This window comes from Marinomonas pontica, assembly GCF_026191375.1.
In the GTDB taxonomy this organism is placed as follows: Bacteria; Pseudomonadota; Gammaproteobacteria; order Pseudomonadales; family Marinomonadaceae; genus Marinomonas; species Marinomonas pontica.
This window is the reverse complement of sequence record NZ_JAODTL010000045.1, coordinates 14,537-34,973: the sequence shown is the minus strand read 5'-3', so window position 1 is coordinate 34,973 and position 20,437 is coordinate 14,537. Positions and strand designations below refer to the sequence as shown.

Sequence of the window (20,437 nt, the reverse complement as noted above, 5' to 3'; positions counted from 1 at the left end):
ATCAAGCTTATGTTGTTATGCTTACCAACTATTATATGCGAAAACAGGCTTCTATAATGTGCAGGCGAAAGCACGTACTTTACAGAAAAGCCGCCTCTATTTCTATTCATTATGGCGAGTAATACCGACAGGTCATAAAGTTTAGACCAATCCGCTTGGAAGCAAAGAATAATCAGCACAATATCATGGCGCCATTGCCACCTTAGTCACAAATAAGGCGTACAGATTGAGTCGACTCATTGGCATGGAATTTGATTAGTAACAGACACACAAACAACTAAAAACACAAAACATTAACTAATCGGTCAAATATACAAAAAAACGCGACATTGCGCACCAAAACAAAACACAAGCAAACCCAAAACGGTGCGCGTCAAATTGAAAACTGTCGTATATTTCATACTAGATGCCATGTATAGATGTCCATTACATTAAATAAGGTGCCAGAACATTGAAAAGAAGCAATTTGGTATCACGCTTAGAGCTTGTGAGTATTACCAAACAATATCCAGGTTGCCTTGCTAATGATGACATCAGCATCAGCCTAATGCCTGGAGAAATTCACGCGCTATTGGGGGAAAATGGTGCAGGTAAAAGCACCCTGGTAAAAACCATTTATGGTGTCGTTTCGCCCGACAAAGGCGACATCATATGGGATGGTCGTGAAGTCAGCATCAAGTCCCCTTCGATTGCACGGGATTTGGGCATCGGCATGGTGTTCCAACATTTCTCCTTGTTTGAGACACTCACCGTCAGCCAAAACATTGAGCTGTGCCTAAGCAAAACTCAACTCAATGCCATTGGAAATTTGGCCGAACGAATCGTACAACTTTCTAAAGAATACGGCTTAAACGTGAACCCTGACCGTTATGTTCATTCGCTTTCTATTGGTGAAAGACAACGAGTGGAGATCATGCGTTGTCTTGTCCAATCCGTAAAACTGCTGATACTTGACGAACCTACCTCGGTGCTCACACCACAAGAAGTCGCTGGATTGTTTGACGTATTGCGCACACTGTCAAAAGAAGGCTGCAGCATTTTATTTATCAGCCACAAGCTTCATGAAGTCACTGAGATTTGCCATAAAGCCACCATTTTGCGGGGCGGTAGAGTCGTTGAAACCTGTGTTCCACAGGAAGAAACGCCCGCCTCCATCGCAAAAATGATGGTAGGCGACTTGGCAGAACAGGACGCAGGTTACGCTAAAAAGATAGGCACAAAGTCTCTCTTCAATGTCAACTGCTTATCTCTGCCTGCAAAACAGCCTTTCGGCACATCATTAAAAGACATAAGTTTCGAACTAAAATCCGGCGAAATATTAGGGGTCGCGGGGGTTGCAGGCAATGGCCAAGACGAACTAATGGCCATTATTAGCGGCGAAGACGAACGGGATGTAAAAAACAGTCTGACCCTTGAAGACAAAGCCATTGGCCACCTACATGCGGGGGACAGAAGAAAATTGGGCATGGCGTACGTGCCAGAAGAACGCTTAGGCCGCGGTGCTGTGCCAGACATGAGCCTGACGGAAAACACGCTACTAACCCACAGCGATGGCTTTATTAAAAAGGGATTGGTTGACTGGCCAAGCATCCAAAAATACACCGAAACGCTCATCGCCAAATACAAAGTAAAGTGTCACGGTGAATTTTCCGAAGCCAAAAGCCTAAGCGGCGGTAATTTACAAAAATTTATCATGGGACGTGAAATCGGCCAAAACCCCAAAGTATTGATCTGCGCCCACCCAACCTGGGGTGTGGATGTTGGTGCCGCTCTTGCCATCCACCAAGCGTTACTGGCGCTGCGAGATCAAGGCGCGGCCATTTTGCTGATTTCCGAAGACATAGATGAACTGTTTTTATTAGCTGATCGTATGGCCGCCGTGTGTGACGGACATCTTTCGCCAGTAGTAAAAACAGAATCCACCAATATTGATCAAATAGGACAATGGATGGCTGGCACTTTTATCAACAGCAATAACGACTTTAAAGGGGCCAAGTCATGATCCGCATTCAAGCTCGCACTGAGCCAAGCTCAATGATGAAAATCGCTTCGCCGCTGCTCGCCATCGTTTTAACCTTAATATTTGGCGGCATTCTTTTCTCAGCCATTGGAAAGTCGCCTACTCAAGCATTGCACGTTTTATTGATAGCGCCATTGGCCGACAGCTACAACATTGGCGAAATGTTCGTCAAGATGGGGCCTTTATTACTGTGCGCCGTTGGCCTATCACTCTGCTATCGAGCCAACATGTGGAACATCGGTGCGGAGGGGCAACTGCTGGCAGGCGCATTGGGTGGATCTGCGATGGCACTTTACTTTGTCGATTCTGAATCTGCCTTTGCATTGCCGATCACGTTACTGGCGGGCATCGCGTCTGGAATGATTTGGGCCGCGATTCCGACATTCTTGAAGCTGAAATTTAACTCGAATCTCATCTTAACCACCATCATGTTTAACTATATTGCTTTGTATCTTTTGATATGGGCGGTTCATGGTCCGCTTCGTGATCCACAAGGTTTTGGCTTCCCCGAATCGGCTATGTTTTCTGATGCGACGTTATTGCCCACACTCTTTGACAGCAGCCGAATCCATCTTGGGATTGTCTTCGCCATCCTGTCAGGTGTGATCGGCTGGTTTATCCTAAGCAAAACGCATTTGGGTTTTCAAATACAAGTATTTGGTGCTGATGAGCCCGCCGCAAGATACGCCGGCTTTAGCAGCAAAAAACTCAGCTGGCTGGTCATGCTATTTGCTGGCGCACTAGCTGGCTTAGCAGGAGTGAGTGAAACCACAGGCCCCATTGGCCAATTGGTTCCAAACGTTTCCCCCGGCTATGGTTATTCTGCCATCATCGTCGCTTATCTCGGCAGGCTTCACCCTATTGGAGCCATTTTGGCCGCGATCTTTATGGCGGTACTTTATATGGGCGGAGACTTAGCGCAAATCGAAATGGGCATCCCTGTCGCCGTCGTCAGTATGTTTCAAGGCGTTTTATTGTTCTTTCTTCTGGCTTGTGATTTTTTCATTAATAATCGCCTCGCCTTTTCAAATCATGCGACAAACTAGGAGCCACTTATGGACTCGGATCTAATCGTACAAATTTTGTTTGCCGCCATCAAAACCGGCACCCCGCTTCTGTTTATCGCATTAGGCGAACTCATCTGTGAGAAATCTGGCGTGTTGAATCTTGGCCAAGAAGGCATGATGCTAATGGGCGCTGTTGTCGGGTTTCTGGCCGCTTACGGCACTGGCAGCGCCGGTTTAGGCGTGCTTGCCGCGATGCTTATGGGTTGCCTTATGAGCCTGATATTTGCCGCTCTTGTACTGCACTTAGGCGCCAATCAAGTGGCAACTGGACTGGCCCTAACCATCTTTGGCACCGGATTGAGCGCCTTTGTCGGCTCTGGCGTTGTTGGACAAACCATCCAAGGCTTTCAGCCTATTGCTATTCCGTTGTTAAGTGACATCCCTTTTATAGGGAAGATCTTGTTCACTCACGACATACTGGTCTATTCCTCTTTTGCCATCACTTTCGCCCTTCTTTATGTGGTCAATAAAACCAGAATCGGCTTAACCCTTAAAGCCGTTGGCGAGAACCCCCATGCCGCCAATGCGATCGGCATTAAAGTGTTGCGCGTTCGTTATTTATCCGTGATGTTTGGCGGCGTAATGGCAGGAATGGCCGGCGCCTACATGTCACTCGTTTATACACCAATGTGGGTAGAAAACATGACAGCGGGGCGCGGCTGGATTGCGCTTGCGTTAGTGGTGTTCGCCTCATGGCGCGTTGGTAGAATCATGCTAGGGGCGTATTTATTTGGGTTGGCGAGCATTATGCATTTGGTTCTTCAAGGTTTGGGCTGGTCTATATCTCCCAATTTGCTCGCCATGTTGCCTTATGTTGCGACGGTTATCGTCATGGTTATTATCAGCGCAGATCAATTTAAAGAAAAACTGCTCGCCCCTCGATCACTGGGCAAGCCGTTTGATCCAAGACAAATGGCGTAAACGAGGCATTCGTTTTTGCATTTTGTTTATGAGTTATTACATAAAAAACGCCGGAAGGCATAAAAGGAGCAAAAAATGAAACTGAAAAGTTTACTGGTTAGTCTGGGGCTTTTGGCTGGAGCAAGTGCAATACAAGCTGCAGAGCCGTTAAAAGTGGGCTTTGTTTATGTTGGCCCAGTGGGTGATTTAGGCTGGAGCTACGAACATGACATGGGTCGAAAAGGCTTAGAAGAATATTTTGGTGACAAAGTAAAAACCACTTACGTAGAAAACGTGCCTGAAGGCGCGGACGCTGAACGAGTTATTACACAGTTGGCAAAAGCGGGCAACGATCTGATTTTCACCACGTCTTTTGGATTCATGAACCCAACAGTAAAAGTCGCGAAGCGCTTCCCGAAAGTTACCTTCGAACACGCAACAGGGTACAAACTGTCTAAAAACCTAGGTACGTATGTTTTGCGTACTTATGAAGGACGTTATATTTCGGGCGTAACCGCGGGCATGATGACCAAAACCAACACCATTGGCTACATTGGCTCATTCCCAATCCCTGAAGTTATTCGCGACATCAATGCCGCTTATATGGGTGCGAAAAGCGTCAATCCAGACGTAAAAATGAAAATCGTTTGGGCGAACACTTGGTATGATCCAGGTAAAGAAACGGATGCTGCTAACGCCTTAATGGATCAGGGTGTAGACGTTATGCTACAACATACTGATAGCCCAGCTCCTCTAATTGCCGCCGAAAAGCGTGGCTTACGTGCGATCGGTCAAGCATCCGATCAGAGCAAATTTGCCCCTAACGCTCACATCTTCTCAGTACGTGATGACTGGGCCCCTTATTACATCAAACAAGTTCAAGCGGTTATGGATGGCACATGGGAATCTAAAGATTTCTGGGGTGGATTCCAAGACGACATGCTAACACTTGCCTCTATTAACCCGAACCTCCCTAAAGATGTTCGCGCTAAAATTGATGCAACTTTAGCGTCTATCAAATCTGGTGAATTCAAACCGTTCACAGGCCCGATCAAAGACAACAAAGGCAACGTTGCGGTTCCTGCCAATCATTCGTTAACGGATGTCGAGCTGGCTCAGGTTAACTGGTATGTCGAAGGCATCACTGACGAAATTCCTCGCTAAACCGAATAGACCTATATACAGCCAGCGACGCTGGCTGTATATTCCCCTGCTTTTTTACAAGTGACGCAATCAATACCCTTTTCTCCGTTTTTCTCGCTATATCTAAGAATTAAACGCCAAGTAAAACAAAGTCGTTACAGCCAAATAAAAGGTAACCTAATGAACACAACAAACACACTGATCGAGTTATCAAAGGCAATGCCAAAGACCGAGCTTCATTTGCACATTGAAGGTACCTTTGAGCCTGAGCAGATGTTTGCTATCGCGCAACGCAATAACGTTGAACTGAAATACTCAACCGTTGAAGCCTTAAAAGCAGCCTACCAGTTCACCAACCTACAAGACTTTCTAGACCTTTATTATCAAGGCATGTCAGTGCTTCTTCATGAAGTCGATTTTTATGACCTAACCATGGCGTATTTAGAAAAAGTTCACAGCGAAAACGTCGTGCACGTCGAGATTTTCTTTGACCCACAAGGTCACTTGTCTCGTGGTGTTGCGTTTGACGTTCAAATAAAAGGCATCCATAACGCGCTCCAAGACGCGGAAAAAAAATGGGGCATGACATCCAAACTTATTATGTCCTTCCTGAGACACCTAAGCGAAGAAAGTGCTTTTGAGACATTAGAACTGGCTAAGCCCTATTTGGCTTGGATTGATGGCGTTGGATTAGACAGTTCCGAAGTGGGTCACCCGCCTGAAAAATTCTTACGCGTTTTTGAGAGCTGTAAAAGCCTTGGTCTAAAAGTCACCGCTCACGCAGGAGAAGAAGGGCCACCAGACTATGTATGGCAAGCCATCGATCAAGTCGGAGTAGAACGCATTGATCACGGCAATAGAGCACTTGAAGACGACAAACTTATTCAGACCATCAAACAGCGTAATTTGACACTGACTGTTTGCCCACTTTCCAATCTAAAGCTGTGCGTTGTCAATGACATGAAAGACCACCCGATCAAGCAGATGCTTGCTTTAGGACTTCACGCCACAGTAAATTCGGATGACCCGGCTTATTTTGGTGGCTACATGAATGATAATTACGCTTCGTTGATTCGCAACACCAACATCAGCAAAGAGGAGTTATTTCAACTTGCTGAAAATGGCATCACAGGCAGCTGGATGGCAGAAGACACTAAAGCAATGCATTTAAAACATTTGAATACGCTGTTCGCTTAAACCTCTTTTTTGCTTGTTACATTGATTAAAGCGGAACGGAATAGGTCATTCCTTTTAATCAATGTGATAAGATCGCGTTTTTTATCTTACCGAACTGAGCCAAACCAATGTCTAGCCCTATCCTTCTTGATGATACTTTTTACCGTTTGCCTAGCAGTGAACGTTACGACCACGTGTTAAACCTTGTTAAAAAAGGCGCGTCTATCTGGACACTGGCTGACGCTGAAGGTTGTTTGATAATCGACCTGGGCAGCGACAAAGTATTGCCTATTTGGCCAGCAGAAGCGTTAGCAGCGGCATGGGGCAAGAAAGATTATCAAGGATTTAATAGCTTAGAAATCAATGCTGTTGATTGGGCCGAAAAATGGCTTCCAGGCATGCAAAACGATGGTTTCTCTGTGGGCGTTGCTCCTAACCTTGCTGGCGAATGCATTGTCTCTTCTGCTGAAGAACACGCTGCTGACTTACAAAGCTAAACCCAATTTTTTAGTGAAGATACGCACGCCTTGCTCCTGACACTCTGTAGCCCAAAACCAAAAAGATTCAGAAGCAGACACGCTCACTTTGCGGCGTGCGTTTCCTTTTTTGCTGTTTTTCTTATTTATTTTGGGCCTCTGTTCTCTCAAGTAAGCAACGCGCTTTCATCCCAGCCAAGCACTATGTCGATGCAAATGTCGATGGCTGGCATGACAAGCGAAAGCATGACAATGAGCAATCATGACCATGCAAACATGCTTTCCGAGCAGGCAAACCGTAAATCGGCTAACTCTGCACATGGCAGCCACCATCAACACCAAGGACATCAAGGGCACGGCGAAAGCGCCAATCTCTTGGAGGTCTGCGGCTATTGCTCACTGCTCTTTCATTTAAACTGGATCGATACCAAAACCTTCGAACTCATTCCCCTGACTCAGGATCGTTACCCAAACACGGTAACGACGACCATTTCGCACAAATACCATGTGCCCCTCACCTCAATTCTCCCCAGAGCACCACCTACCATCGCGCTCTAACTCATAGAAACCATGATAAAAATTGACACAAAACAATCTGATTCATACATGAACAGATGTATTTGTGTGCGCCATACCTAATGATAGAAAAGTGAGTTTTTACTCAGAGGCGTTGCTTTGCCCTTTTCTATAAGACGAGAAAGTATTATGTCGACAAAATCGAATAACAAAGCATCTGAATCATCTTCAAATGCCATACTACTATTAATGACACGACTGCATTTCTATATTGGCCTTTTCATTGGCCCGTTCATCTTTGTAGCAGCACTCACGGGAACCCTCTATGTGATTACGCCACAACTTGAAAACGCCATTTATAAAGATGTGCTAACAACGCAAAGTGTGGGCGAAAACCAGCCTCTATCGAAACAGATAGCCGCTGCAAAATCGCAACTAACAAGTAACCTGACCTTATTTGCTGTTCGTCCTGCCCCAGAACAAGGCGATACCACAAGAGTGATGTTTCTTGACCAAGATGCGCAGCTAACAGGCGCAAGAGCCATATTTGTTGATCCTGTCACACTTGACGTCAAAGGCAACTTACCTGTTTATGGTACGAGCGGTGTGTTGCCTCTTAGAACCACCATCGACTTTATGCATCGCCAGCTCCTTTTAGGAGAAGTTGGGCGTTACTACAGTGAACTGGCAGCCTCTTGGTTGTGGATTGCGGCACTCGGTGGGCTTTTCCTATGGTACAAAGGGGGCAAGAAAAACAAAGCAGAGTTTGCCAATAAAACAGAACATCTGCGTAAGCGTCGCCGCCACTATCAAGTCGGCCTCTGTCTTTTTGTTGGTCTGATCTTTGTCTCTATCACGGGACTAACTTGGTCAAAATGGGCGGGCAGCAATATTGGCACACTGCGATCTAATATCGGTTGGGTTACTCCTTCGGTCGATAGAAATATTCATGTTACTTCCCATACCACAATGGTATCTGCTGAACATGCCGATCATTTAGATCACGCCAGTCACCATGATATGGCTGCGATGAAGCTACCAGCAGAAAAATTTGAAAACATTGACGTTCTATTCGATGGTGTACTAAAGGCAGCAAGAGACGCTGGAATTGATGCCAACAAACTAGAAATAAGACCTTCAAGCACAACCGATAAGGCATGGCGAGTGAGCGAAATTGATCGCTCTTGGCCAACTCAAGTCGATAGTGTCGCTGTTGATGCGAGCACAATGACCGTTACCAGCCGTGCCGATTTCGCTACTTTCCCACTTGTTGCTAAGTTAATTCGCTGGGGCATTGATGCCCATATGGGGATTTTGTTTGGCGTTGTTAACCAAATAATATTGACTGCGTTTGGTCTGTCTTTGTGCTTCATGATTATTTGGGGCTACCGAATGTGGTGGATCCGCCGCCCACAGGCTGGGTCAACATCAAAACCCTTATTACAGGCTTGGGGAAGATTGTCTGGAATACAAAAAACAATCATCCTACTCATCGCCGCTGCACTGAGCATTAGCCTGCCCGTAATGGGCGTGAGTCTTATCGTCTTTTTGCTGATAGATGCGTATCGCTGGAAGCGTCAATAAAACAAGCTAGACGCCGGTTTACCAGTCATGACTGACAAACCGGCGTCATTCTTACGCTTTCCTTCAGTGCCCCCCCTTACCTTTTGACTCTGCGTCTTTCAAACTCTATTAAACCATCATCAACGCCTCATTCCTCTGGCCTCTGGTTCTGTTATCAGTAAAATATGCCCCTACTTCACTATCGCAAAAACACAAATTTATGAACCCTCAAGCACTCGCAATGCTCACCGAACACGTTTTCACCCAGCTAGCCCAAAAACCACAAGGGGCACGGCGCCTGTTTCACGGTCGGGGTCGATGCTTTTCTGGACTCGAACAAGTCACAGTCGATTGGTTAGAAGGCCAAATATTGGTATGTCTTTTTAAAGAGCCCACTTCTGACGAATTAAATAAATTACATAACGAATTTATTAATTGGACTCATTCCAACGAATGGCGCGCCTGTAACGCTAAATCGCTGTTACTTCAGCACAGAAGTCGCGAAAGAAGCCCTACTGAATGCATTTGGGGGGAATATCAAGAACATCAGGTTGTGGATGAAGAGGGTCTCTTATTCCAACTTGATCTTGGAAAAAATCAAAACTCTGGGCTTTTTCTGGACATGCGTCATGGGCGTCGTTGGGTGAAGGAACACAGCCACGGCAAACGCGTACTAAACCTCTTTGCCTACACCTGTGGTTTTTCCGTGGCTGCCATTTCAGGCGGAGCCGATTTTGTCGTTAACCTAGACATGGCAAAAGCCGTTCTAAGCCGAGGAAGAGACAATCACCGCCTAAACCAACATGGTCTACAAAACGTCAAATTTTTTGCGCATGACATATTCAAATCGTGGGGAAAAATTAAAAAGTATGGCGAGTACGACCTCATCATCATAGACCCACCCACTTTTCAGCGCGGTAGCTTCGCATTAACCAAAGACTATCAAAAAATACTACGACGCTTGCCAGAGCTATTGACCGAGCACGGCGAAGTACTTGCGTGTGTTAATGACCCAACCATCCCGTCACAATTTCTTATCAACGGTATGAAAGAAGAAGCTCCAACGCTTACCTACCAATATCGACTGGATAACCCAGCAGAATTCATGGATATAGATATAGAAAGCGGCCTAAAGGCACTCATATTCAAAAAACAACCGAACACGATACAAGGAGAAGACCATGTCTAAAACAACTCTTACTTTTGAATACGAAAAAGAAACCAAGAACAGCGTACGCTATCAGGAAGTGCCTGAAGCGGGAAAAGCGCCTATCATGGGAACACTGTATGTACAAAAATGGTACGCTGGAAACACCAAAACTCTGGAAGTCACCATAGAAAAGAAAGATTAACCCTCACCATTTCCCCAATTGGCTTGTCTTTACTCAATCTGCCTGCAAAGCATGCAATCCGTAGAGCGAGCCATTTTTTAGTGGAAGTAATGACACTTTTCTCTAAACCAAATTCATTATTAATAGTCAAGACAGTGAGATAGAGCATCATAACAATGTGAAAAAAATGTCGTTTACTCTTTTTATACTGTCCCCCCTCTAAATTAGACCATATCACTAATTTAGAGACCGACTATGAAAAAAGTAAAAGAGTTGATCACGCGCCAGCTCTCACCCATTAAACCGTATCTGTTTTTCTTTGCTCTGACACTGACATGCTTAACGATCAGTCGACTGCTGTTAATGGTTTGGAAACATGACCGAATTGACAGCTTATCAGACTGGCTGACGTTACTAGGGTATGGCTTACGCATTGATATCTCATCAATTTCCTTCATTATTGGTATACCCGCTGTCATTAGTTTGCTGATCTCTGGCATACCTTATCTAAATCGCACTTGGGACATCTTGACGCGTCTTTGGCTAACCAGCGCCTTTGTCTTATTCATTTTTATGGAAGCATCAACACCGGCTTTTATTGAAGAATACAGTTTAAGACCCAATCGCCTTTTTGTAGAATATTTAATATACCCAAAAGAAGTCTTTTCCATGTTGATGGAAGGGCACAAAGTCACCCTCCTTCTCACATCCTTAATCACTACTATTACGGTCATCTTGGCTTACAAGGCCTTTCGTGGATTCACTTTACTCAGTAAGCCACAACCTAAATGGTTTGAACGCCCTGTTTTAATAGTCATTGTTTTTGGCTTGGCATTTATAGGCGCTCGCTCTAGCTTACAACACCGTGCCATAAACCCAAGTTATACGGCATTCACGAATGACCCACTGGTTAACAGTTTGACACTTAACTCAACCTATTCACTTTTGTATGCGGTTAGCCAAATGGCGGATGAAGTCAGCTCCTTTGAGCTTTATCCTAAAATGAAACAAGACAAGGTGCTTGCTGAAATTCACAACGCCATGGGAATGGATCCATCGCAATTTGTGTCCGACCAATTTCCTACACTTCACAAACACACCGCCTCTCGACATTATGATCGCCCTAAAAATCTGGTGATTATTCTAGAAGAGAGTTTAGGAGCGCAATTTATTGGTAGTTTAGGTGGACTGCCATTAAGCCCAGAATACGACAAATTAGCGCCTCAAGGCTGGGCATTTAATAACCTTTATGCAACAGGAACCCGTTCAGTGCGAGGCATAGAGGCCGTTGTAACGGGTTTTGTCCCAACTCCAGCGCGCAGCACGGTTAAACTCCCCAATTCGCAAACAGGTTTCTTTACAATCGCAAAACTTTTAGGGCAACACGGTTACGACACCAATTTTATTTACGGTGGCGGCGCTCACTTCGACAATATGAAAACTTTTTTCCTTGGCAATGGTTTCGACGCCATCATTGAAGAGAAGGATTTTACCAACCCAGAGTTTGTTGGCTCTTGGGGAGTCAGTGATGAAGACCTTTTCACGAAAGCCAACCAAGATTTTGTGAGTAAATCAAAAACAGGCAAACCCTTTTTTAGTTTGGTTTTCAGCTCTTCAAATCACGATCCATATGAGTTTCCAGACAACAAAATAGAGCAATATAACACACCAAAAAATACCCGTGAAAATGCGGTGAAATATGCAGACCACGCCATTGGCCACTTTTTCAAATTGGCGAAACAAGAAGAATATTGGAAAGACACGGTGTTCTTAGTGGTTGCCGACCATGATGCACGCACCACGCGGTCTGATTTGGTGCCGATTCCAAGCTTCCACATACCCGCACTGATCTTAGGTGACAGCATTCAACCGAAACAAGACAATCGCATTGCCAGTCAAATCGATTTAGCACCGACACTCCTTTCATTAATAGGCGTCGATTCGATCCACCCCATGATTGGGCAAGATATGACAAAAGTCGGTGACGATTACATCGGAAGAGCCATCATGCAATTCAACGAAAACCAGGCTTACATGAAGGGGGATCAAGTCGTGATACTGCAACCCAAGAAGCAACCCAAAACATTCACCTATGACAATGCGGCATTAACGCCTAGCGATAAGGTCGAAAGTCGCCTAGTCGATCAAGCCATTGCGCATCCGCTATTGGGTACTTGGCTGTACAACGAGAAAAAATACGACGTATTGAGACCCCATTAACGTCTCTCGACGTCAGAGTTTACTCCTCACTCAACTCAAGCATTATCAACACAGCTTGACCGCAAACGTACGGCCTTCAACCTTACAAAACTAAGATTGAAGGCCTTTATGAATGAAACTAGGTTTTGCAGACGACTTAGAAATAGATCTCATTTCATTTTCGTGGTAAATTCGCCCCACTAAGGTGCACTTTTTGTGCGCAATTTACCGTTTTAGGTTAGATAGCCACAAAATACTCAGCGGCTTCCCCCACAACCGCAGCACTTTGGTAAAAAACATAACAATTAATAAAGCTCTCAGAGCCATTCATAATCGAGGATTTTCTATGCAAGCATTCATTGATTTCTTAAACGGAGTCATTTGGAGTCCTGCCTTAATTTACCTATGTTTAGGTGCAGGCTTGTTCTATTCAATACTTACGCGCTTTGCTCAAGTTCGTCATTTTAAAGAAATGTGCTCTCTTTTGCTCAATTCTAATGATTCAGATAAAGGCATTTCTTCTTTCCAAGCACTGGCTGTTTCATTGTCTGGCCGAGTGGGCACAGGCAACATCGCAGGGGTTGCGGCGGCCATTGGTTTTGGTGGTCCTGGCGCGGTATTTTGGATGTGGGTTGTGGCTTTCTTAGGCGCAAGCACAGCGTATGCAGAATCCACCCTAGGTCAACTTTATAAGGTGAGTGAAAACGGTCAATACCGCGGTGGCCCAGCGTATTACTTCGAACGCTGCCTAGGATGGCGTTGGTTAGGCGTATTATTTGCGCTGTCTTCTATCATTGCTTGTGGCGTTTTCTTACCGGGCATTCAAGCAAACTCTGTAGGCAATGCGGTTACACAAATCTTCGGTGAAGGCGTTATTGTATCTAGCTCATTTGGTGATGTTGGCTCAACGAAATTAGTCGCTTTAGCGGTTATCTTGGTTGTCTTGGCATTCATCATTTTTGGTGGCATCAAACGCATCGCAAACTTCACTCAAATCATCGTGCCATTTATGGCACTTGGTTACATTGTGATGGCACTGATCGTTGTCTTCTTAAACCTAGACAAAGTACCTGGCATTTTTCACCTAATCTTCACGGATGCATTTACCGCTCAGGCGGGTTTTGGTGCCGCCATTGGTTGGGGTGTAAAACGTGGCGTTTACTCTAACGAAGCCGGTCAAGGCACTGGACCTCATGCCGCTGCTGCCGCAGAAGTTCAACACCCTGCACAACAAGGTCTTGTACAAGCTTTCTCTGTTTACGTTGATACACTATTTATCTGTACCGCGACGGCGTTGATGATTTTGATCACGCAACAATACAACGTACAAGGTACTTTGGCGGACGGTCAATTCATCGTACAAAACGTTGATCCTTCAACTATCATTGCGTCTCCTGCCTTTACTCAAATGGCACTGGCTAGCGTGTTTGGCAGTTCAGGTCCAATTTTTGTTGGTATTGCTTTGTTCTTCTTCGCCTTTACGACTATTTTGGCGTATTACTATATCGCTGAAACCAACGTAGCTTATTTGCGTCGTGCGTTGAATATCAACGTGTCACTAACCTTCGTAAAACTGCTTATCATGTTTATGGTGGCTTACGGTACGGTTAACACCGCAGGTTACATCTGGAACCTAGGTGATGTGGGTGTGGGCTTAATGGCATGGCTAAACATCGTTGGTATTATTACCATCTTCTTCATGGCAAAACCCACCATGAAAGCCCTGCGCGATTATGAAGATCAAAAAGCCGCGGGTGTAAAAGAGTACACATTTAACCCGAAAGCACTTGGCATCAAAGGCGCTGAGTTCTGGGAAAAACGTTACGACAAACAACAAGCTGAAAAAGCCGCTGATAAATAGTTCACTCTATTTAAAGCAGCATGCTTTGATGTCAAAAAGGATCGGCTCGCATTAGCGGCTGATCCTTTTTTATTGCTTACAAAAACGGAAAAACGCACATTTTTAAGGATTATCACATCGATGGTGCTGGAAAATTCGCATTACCCACCCTATTGTTTGATAATAGACAAAATTAGTGTCGTAAAGCCCTGTTCGTAGTGTGTGCGACCGTGCTTTAACTCAATAGTATTTAACGAGAGTGTCATATGCATCAAAAGGACTTTCGAAAGCTGGGCTGCGCAGAATGTTCAACAGGATGCGATTTAGATTTCGATTTTACCATGGCGTTTCAGCCAATCATTAACAGCCATAACAAAACAGTGTTCGCCCAAGAAGCGCTGGTGCGAGGTTTAAACCAAGAAAGTGCTTTTCAGGTTTTTCAAAACGTCAATGATACCAATCGCTATCGTTTTGATCAGAGTTGTCGCGTAAAAGCCATTAAGCTGGCGGCAGAACTGGGCATTCATAAACACAGTTTTCTTAGCATCAATTTTTTACCAAACGCGGTATACAAACCAGAGCTTTGCATTCGAACCACACTCAATGCCGCTGAAGAATACCAATTCCCGAAAGAAAAAATCATTTTCGAGTTCACCGAAAATGAGCAAATTTCAGACAGCAAACATTTAGAATCGATCATCCAGCACTATCAACAACAAGGCTTTTTAACCGCTACCGACGACTTTGGTTCAGGGTTTAATGGCCTAGGCCAGTTAGCAGAGCTAAAAACCGACATCACAAAAATAGACATCGCGCTGATTAAAAATATCGACCAAGACAAAAAACGCCAGATTATTGTACGTAATCTAGTCAATCTATTTAATGAACTTAACATGATTATTGTGGCAGAAGGTGTCGAAACAAAAGCCGAATACCATGCTTTACAAGACATGGGGATTCATCTTTTCCAAGGTTACTATTTTGCTCGACCAAGCTTTGAATCACTGGCGGAAGTAAATTGGGATTGAATCTAAATAGTAGCGTATTTTTACGCAGGACACGTTGGGCTTTCCAGACTCTCCAACTGCGATAAACCGCTCAATTTACGCTATACTCCACACTCTTTTCGACACCCCTTACGACAATCTGTCAGAGCACTTTATGCCATTTGCAAAACTAGGATTATCCAGTTCTCTTGTTCAAGCGATTACGGAACTGGGTTACAAAACACCTACGCCAATCCAGAAACAAGCGATTCCCGTCATCCTTTCAGGTAAAGACCTCATCGCCACCGCACAAACAGGCACGGGTAAAACGGCTGCGTTTGTTCTGCCGTTGCTAGAACGATTCACTAAAGCAGGAAACCTTCGTGGCAAACGCATTCGAGTATTGATTCTTGTGCCGACACGAGAGTTAGCGGTTCAAGTTGAATCCAGTGTTGCTCAATACGCTAAGCATACAAAATTAACGTCTATGGCCGTGTATGGCGGTGTCGACACTGAAGCGCAAAAAGAACGACTGATCGAAGGTGTTGATATTCTGGTTGCGACGCCGGGCAGGTTGCTCGACTTGGCGCATCAGCGTGCGCTGCATTTTGATGAGCTGAAAGTCATGGTATTAGACGAAGCGGACAGAATGGTCGACATGGGCTTTGTTGACGACATCAATAAGATCATGGATCGCTTACCTGAAAACCGTCAAAACTTATTGTTTTCAGCCACCATGACAGACGATGTTCGCGCCCTTGCTTATGACTTTTCAGACAGCAAGATGACCGACCTAGCGGCTGAAATTTCTATTTCTCCTAACATGCGTGCTGCTGCCAATATCAAACAATGGTTAATTACTGTCGATAAAGACACCAAGTCGGCTTTGTTGAGCCATTTAATCAACGAGCAAAAATGGGATCAGGCACTTATCTTTATCGAGAAAAAACACGGTGCTGCTAAACTCGTCGATCAGCTAGCCAAACGCGGCATCGTGGCGGACTGTATTCACGGTGATAGAAGCCAAGCCATGCGCGAACAGATTTTGGCGCAATTTAAATCTGGCGAACTAAAATACCTCGTCGCAACCGGCGTTGCTGCTCGCGGTTTGGACATCGGTGAATTAAGCCGCGTGGTCAATTACGACTTGCCGTTCAAACCAGAAGAATACATCCATCGCATTGGCCGAACTGGTCGCGCTGGCGCCTCTGGAGAAGCCATATCCTTTGTTGCTATGGGGGATTTTAAAAACCTTTGTGCCATTGAAAGCCGATTAAAACAGGTCATCGACCGCAAAGAGATAGCAGGCTTCCCCGTTCGAAAAGTCGTTCCGATTTCCATCTTAAACTATGTGCGCAAAAAAGATCGTTAAGCCTTTTAACGATCGAAAAATTCGCTTCTTACATCCAGGCCCAATGGCTGAAATAAGCCGGCGGGCTCACACATACCGCCCCATTTATGGCCTGCTGTTTAGGTAAAATTACTTTATCCATTTTAAAATGGGCTTCCTGATATACAAAAGTTTACAAAGATAGATATTATGCTGTATATCTAACGATATGAATGATGATGTTGGTAAACAAGCAAAACGATGAAAGACAATATAACAGTCTCTATTTCTTCAGTAGATGGAACAAAACATTTTAGTTTCGGAAAACGCACACGTCATACATTCAAGTTTGTTAGCTACGTTATATTCCTTGGGGTTTTGGTCACGGCTGGAATCATTTATTACCTAGTAAACGACGCAGAACATTCAAAATTAAAGCTGCTTGAGCTGGAAAATAAATCCTCTTCTTTGAATAAAGAGATAGCCTCGCTCACCGCACTGAAGCAAAGCTTAGAGCAGGATCTATCCGAGCGCGAAGAACGGATGCTTGTTGTTTCCGATCGATTGAATGACTTAGAAAAAGTGTTAGGCATTGATGATCAGAACAGCATGGAAATTGAGTCACGTTTAGACACCGCAGCAATGAACTCATCATTGCGCATCGCTATGCTGACTCAAATACCCAGTGGGCCACCAGTAAAAAACGCGCGAACATCGTCTGGTTACGGTCAACGACAACACCCTGTCACCGGCAATATGAAATTTCATCGTGGACAGGACTTTGCCGTCAACACAGGAACGCCAATTTATGCGCCTGCCGACGGCACGGTAGAAGTGACCCGCCCAAGCAACCAAGGCTCAGGGAACTTTCTAAAACTATTACACGGTTATGGTTTTTCGAGTTCCTATTCACACCTCAGTAAGTTTGCGGTAAATAAAGGTGATTTTGTCAAAATGGGCGACTTAATCGGCTATTCTGGCAACAGTGGACTAACCTCAGGGCCACACCTGCATTATGAAATACGCTTCATAGGGCGAGCATTAGACCCAAAGCCCTTCATCAATTGGAACGTGGACAATTTTGAAACAATTTTCGACAGCGTAAGAGGCATACGATGGGAATCTTTGGTGGACAAAATAGAGTTAAGAGTCAGTCAGCAACTACAACTCTCATCGCAGAAGGTTGCACAATAACCGGAAAACTAAACGTCGCCAATCAGCTACAAATAGATGGCAATGTCGATGGACAGATCGAAGTCAAAAGCCAAGTAAAAATAAGCGTATCGGGTAATGTCCTAGGTGAAATAATCACTGAGCGCCTAATCATCAACGGCGGTTTTGAAGGCATTGGTCGTGCAACCTATATCGAAATACTAAGTTGCGGTCGTGTCAGTGGCACCCTTTACAGCGACAATTTAAGTATCGAAGCGGGAGGTAAGTTTATGGGCGTCACTCATCCTTCCGACAATGTCGCTGAGCCCGACATCCACGACAAACTCAGCAGCCTAGACATTGAAGATTTGGAAACGGAAGAAGATCAGGTCGTCCTGATAAACAGCGACTCCTAAGCACAGGCGTTTTAATCAGACCCATTCTTTAATTCAGTTTTGCCATACGAATACAGTTCCGGCCACTCTCTTTTGCTTCGTATAGCGCAAGATCTGCTTGCTGAAAGAGTTGCTGCGGGTCTTCTGTTAATTCTGGCCAGCTGGCAATACCAATTGAAATAGTCACGCTTTCCAACGTTTGCCCTTCGTAAAGTATCTGGGTATTCTCAACGGCTATTTTTAGCTCTTCAGCACGACGCAAGCAGTCACCGCCTCTGGCTCTTGGCATGATGACCACGAACTCTTCCCCACCTAAGCGACAGACAATATCCGCCTGACGAAAGAAACGGCTCAGCAAACCGGCAAGGGCTTTTAACGCTTCATCTCCGGCCGGATGTCCGTATGTATCATTAAATTTTTTGAAGTGATCAATGTCACAAATAAGCAAGGACAATGGCTCTTTATTGCGCTCTGCTGAAGCGATTTCATACTCCATCACTTCTGAAAAAAATCGTCTGTTCTTCAAATTGGTGAGCATGTCTTCGTATGAAAAGCGTTGTAACTCTTCACGTAACGCGATGTTAGCCAAAGTGATACTGATTTTTTCCACTGCCCTCTGCACCAGTTTCATAAAGCGTTCAACTGAATACCCATTTGGCTCATCCGTCACCCTGACTTGCAGTAAAGCAACATAACTCACCACACCTTGCTGGTTTGCTATTTTAAAGGGAAAGACACCGTGTTCATCATCAAAGTGGACTTTCGTTACTTCAGTCTCACTGGGAACAAACATGGCCATGTCACGCCCCCAGCATTGTACCTGTTGCCAACCATCGTCCTTAGCAATACTAAACACCCCAGAAAACGGTTGGCAAAGCTCAGCGATCGCATTTCCAATTTTTTCAATACCCACGTCTAATGTACGAGAGCTTTCAAGTGCCAAAATGATATCGCTGGCAAGCTCTAACTTAGTTTGTTGAAACAGCAAGCCTTCCGCTCGAGACTTTTCCTTGTCCGCAAGCTGGACCAGCTGCTCAGTCCTTATAACGACCTCTGATTCTAGAGAAGCATTTAATGTCGTCAAACGGCGCTGAGAGGATAAATAATGATTAAATGATAACCCGATAATCACAACCGAGAAAAAGATAGCGCCGTTAGAGACTGGAACACTAATCCACGAAACCCAAGCGTGAGCGACCGCCATGTCTAGCAACATGACCGCACAAAAACCAAAGTAGGCCAAGATCAGCACTTTTTGTTCCACACTAACACGATGAAAAACAAACAAAACAGATGCGATCAACATCAATAACGTGATAATAAAGATACCATCAAAGACAGGGTATAACTGAGTCACCGTAACCACACCTAACAAGCTGCCCAGCCCAGCAACCACTAAGAAAGCCAGATGAAATTTCCATAGCCATTGAAAATGTCGAACTTCTAAATCCGCTTTGGATAGCCATTCTGCCAACAACATAAACATCGGAATGGGCAATAGGAAATACGCATAAGCACCAATATAATCCCAAATTAGCGGCTTATTCCAAATAAGTTTCGTTACAGGTGTGTCACCCAACATCAGCCCTGCGGCGGCCAAGGAGAAAAATCCTACACTCAGAAACTGACGGCGCTGAGCTCGAAATATAGCGAATACGCACGCCATCAACGCAATAAATATCGAGACACCAACCACAATAATCCCGGAGTACGACGATTTAACCACTTGGGATAAGACATCCACTCGCTCACTGAGTTTTTGCTCACCCCAGAACCCGATACTGAAATAATCTGAATACACCCGAAAATAGAGTGTTTTTCCAGCGAAATCCTCAGGCAAAATAATCATATGCCAAGGCCAGCCTGCAAATTCGCCAGCCCCATGATGATCAAATTCACCATGCTGATAAATCTTCTTCCCATCCATGTACGCTTCGACCAATAAATCGATGCTAGACGCATAAAAAACAGGGTCTCTTAGCGGCACATCAGGCAAGGTCACACGAAACCAAATATTCTCAAACGCACCACGACCTTGAGGGTTAGCAGGATAGTCAATTGGCAACCATTCCACGTTACTGTTTTCTTGCGCCCATAATGGCACACCATTCGAATCAAACGGTGAATCGCCCCATGCGTATTCCCAGCCAGAGTCCAAAGCAACATCTTGAGCAAACAGCAATGAAGAGGATAAAACACCCAAAACAAGGCAAAATGCAGTGATTAAACTAAAAATAGAACGGCGCAATCTCTTCAAGATATGACTCAACTCTTACAAAATAAAGGAAACAATACGATTTTAATTAATCAAACACTCTAGCTTTTTTTGATGGTTTTTTAAAG

The 20,437-nt window shown here is 44.8% G+C and carries 17 protein-coding genes; 16 read left to right on the top strand and 1 reads right to left on the bottom strand.

What is annotated here, in order from left to right:
• Nucleotides 1-451 precede the first annotated feature (451 nt).
• The 16 genes from N5P32_RS12090 (at nt 452) to N5P32_RS12020 (ending at nt 18,115) form a co-directional block, all read left to right on the top strand.
• The gene (locus tag N5P32_RS12090; RefSeq protein WP_265729306.1) at nt 452-2,002 is read left to right on the top strand and encodes an ABC transporter ATP-binding protein; all 1,551 of its coding nucleotides are present in this window, start codon (nt 452-454) and stop codon (nt 2,000-2,002) included.
• Nucleotides 1,999-3,066, top strand: a complete 1,068-nt coding sequence (locus tag N5P32_RS12085; protein ID WP_265729305.1) for an ABC transporter permease — start codon at nt 1,999-2,001, stop codon at nt 3,064-3,066. The genes N5P32_RS12090 and N5P32_RS12085 overlap by 4 nt, the downstream gene beginning before the upstream one ends.
• Nucleotides 3,067-3,075: 9 nt before the next feature.
• The gene (locus tag N5P32_RS12080; protein WP_265729304.1) at nt 3,076-4,008 is read left to right on the top strand and encodes an ABC transporter permease; all 933 of its coding nucleotides are present in this window, start codon (nt 3,076-3,078) and stop codon (nt 4,006-4,008) included.
• Nucleotides 4,009-4,083: 75 nt separating this feature from the next.
• Complete coding sequence (locus N5P32_RS12075) at nt 4,084-5,151, top strand: BMP family ABC transporter substrate-binding protein (RefSeq protein WP_265729303.1); 1,068 nt, start codon at nt 4,084-4,086, stop codon at nt 5,149-5,151.
• A 159-nt stretch (nt 5,152-5,310) separates the two neighbouring features.
• Nucleotides 5,311-6,327, top strand: a complete 1,017-nt coding sequence (locus tag N5P32_RS12070) for an adenosine deaminase (RefSeq protein ID WP_265729302.1) — start codon at nt 5,311-5,313, stop codon at nt 6,325-6,327.
• Nucleotides 6,328-6,434: 107 nt separating this feature from the next.
• The gene (locus N5P32_RS12065) at nt 6,435-6,803 is read left to right on the top strand and encodes a DUF2750 domain-containing protein (protein WP_265729301.1); all 369 of its coding nucleotides are present in this window, start codon (nt 6,435-6,437) and stop codon (nt 6,801-6,803) included.
• A gap of 30 nt (nt 6,804-6,833) precedes the next feature.
• Nucleotides 6,834-7,340 (top strand): DUF2946 domain-containing protein, encoded by a 507-nt coding sequence (locus tag N5P32_RS18260; protein WP_409371102.1) that lies wholly within the window; start codon nt 6,834-6,836, stop codon nt 7,338-7,340.
• Between the two features lie 147 nt (nt 7,341-7,487).
• Nucleotides 7,488-8,882 (top strand): PepSY-associated TM helix domain-containing protein, encoded by a 1,395-nt coding sequence (locus N5P32_RS12060; protein WP_265729300.1) that lies wholly within the window; start codon nt 7,488-7,490, stop codon nt 8,880-8,882.
• 199 nt (nt 8,883-9,081) lie between these two features.
• On the top strand, nt 9,082-10,050 hold the full coding sequence (locus tag N5P32_RS12055) for a class I SAM-dependent methyltransferase (RefSeq protein WP_265729299.1): 969 nt from the start codon (nt 9,082-9,084) through the stop codon (nt 10,048-10,050).
• On the top strand, nt 10,043-10,213 hold the full coding sequence (locus N5P32_RS12050; protein ID WP_265729298.1) for a hypothetical protein: 171 nt from the start codon (nt 10,043-10,045) through the stop codon (nt 10,211-10,213). Before N5P32_RS12055 ends, N5P32_RS12050 begins: the two co-directional genes overlap by 8 nt.
• A gap of 234 nt (nt 10,214-10,447) precedes the next feature.
• A complete protein-coding gene (locus N5P32_RS12045) occupies nt 10,448-12,412 on the top strand; it encodes an LTA synthase family protein (protein WP_265729297.1) in 1,965 nt (654 codons plus the stop codon).
• 325 nt (nt 12,413-12,737) lie between these two features.
• Entirely contained in the window at nt 12,738-14,252 is a 1,515-nt protein-coding gene (locus tag N5P32_RS12040; RefSeq protein ID WP_265729296.1) for an alanine/glycine:cation symporter family protein, read from the top strand.
• A 320-nt stretch (nt 14,253-14,572) separates the two neighbouring features.
• Nucleotides 14,573-15,259, top strand: coding sequence for an EAL domain-containing protein (locus tag N5P32_RS12035; protein WP_265729295.1), 687 nt, complete (start codon nt 14,573-14,575; stop codon nt 15,257-15,259).
• Between the two features lie 133 nt (nt 15,260-15,392).
• Nucleotides 15,393-16,589 (top strand): DEAD/DEAH box helicase, encoded by a 1,197-nt coding sequence (locus tag N5P32_RS12030; protein WP_265729294.1) that lies wholly within the window; start codon nt 15,393-15,395, stop codon nt 16,587-16,589.
• A 219-nt stretch (nt 16,590-16,808) separates the two neighbouring features.
• Nucleotides 16,809-17,741, top strand: coding sequence for a M23 family metallopeptidase (locus N5P32_RS12025; protein WP_265729293.1), 933 nt, complete (start codon nt 16,809-16,811; stop codon nt 17,739-17,741).
• The gene (locus N5P32_RS12020) at nt 17,663-18,115 is read left to right on the top strand and encodes a bactofilin family protein (protein ID WP_265729292.1); all 453 of its coding nucleotides are present in this window, start codon (nt 17,663-17,665) and stop codon (nt 18,113-18,115) included. Before N5P32_RS12025 ends, N5P32_RS12020 begins: the two co-directional genes overlap by 79 nt.
• A 28-nt stretch (nt 18,116-18,143) precedes the next feature.
• Here N5P32_RS12020 and N5P32_RS12015 read toward each other — a convergent pair whose 3' ends face one another.
• Entirely contained in the window at nt 18,144-20,351 is a 2,208-nt protein-coding gene (locus N5P32_RS12015; RefSeq protein WP_265729291.1) for a sensor domain-containing diguanylate cyclase, read from the bottom strand.
• Between the last annotated feature and the right edge of the window lie 86 nt (nt 20,352-20,437).

Coding starts and splice junctions, on each gene's coding strand:
- N5P32_RS12080 (WP_265729304.1), top strand. CDS start 3,076: ATGGACTCGGATCTAATCGTACAAATTTTGTTTGCCGCCATCAAAACC.
- N5P32_RS12035 (WP_265729295.1), top strand. CDS start 14,573: ATGGCGTTTCAGCCAATCATTAACAGCCATAACAAAACAGTGTTCGCC.
- N5P32_RS12085 (WP_265729305.1), top strand. CDS start 1,999: ATGATCCGCATTCAAGCTCGCACTGAGCCAAGCTCAATGATGAAAATC.
- N5P32_RS12070 (WP_265729302.1), top strand. CDS start 5,311: ATGAACACAACAAACACACTGATCGAGTTATCAAAGGCAATGCCAAAG.
- N5P32_RS12050 (WP_265729298.1), top strand. CDS start 10,043: ATGTCTAAAACAACTCTTACTTTTGAATACGAAAAAGAAACCAAGAAC.
- N5P32_RS12020 (WP_265729292.1), top strand. CDS start 17,663: ATGGGAATCTTTGGTGGACAAAATAGAGTTAAGAGTCAGTCAGCAACT.
- N5P32_RS12065 (WP_265729301.1), top strand. CDS start 6,435: ATGTCTAGCCCTATCCTTCTTGATGATACTTTTTACCGTTTGCCTAGC.
- N5P32_RS12045 (WP_265729297.1), top strand. CDS start 10,448: ATGAAAAAAGTAAAAGAGTTGATCACGCGCCAGCTCTCACCCATTAAA.
- N5P32_RS12055 (WP_265729299.1), top strand. CDS start 9,082: ATGAACCCTCAAGCACTCGCAATGCTCACCGAACACGTTTTCACCCAG.
- N5P32_RS12030 (WP_265729294.1), top strand. CDS start 15,393: ATGCCATTTGCAAAACTAGGATTATCCAGTTCTCTTGTTCAAGCGATT.
- N5P32_RS12025 (WP_265729293.1), top strand. CDS start 16,809: ATGAAAGACAATATAACAGTCTCTATTTCTTCAGTAGATGGAACAAAA.
- N5P32_RS12075 (WP_265729303.1), top strand. CDS start 4,084: ATGAAACTGAAAAGTTTACTGGTTAGTCTGGGGCTTTTGGCTGGAGCA.
- N5P32_RS12060 (WP_265729300.1), top strand. CDS start 7,488: ATGTCGACAAAATCGAATAACAAAGCATCTGAATCATCTTCAAATGCC.
- N5P32_RS12040 (WP_265729296.1), top strand. CDS start 12,738: ATGCAAGCATTCATTGATTTCTTAAACGGAGTCATTTGGAGTCCTGCC.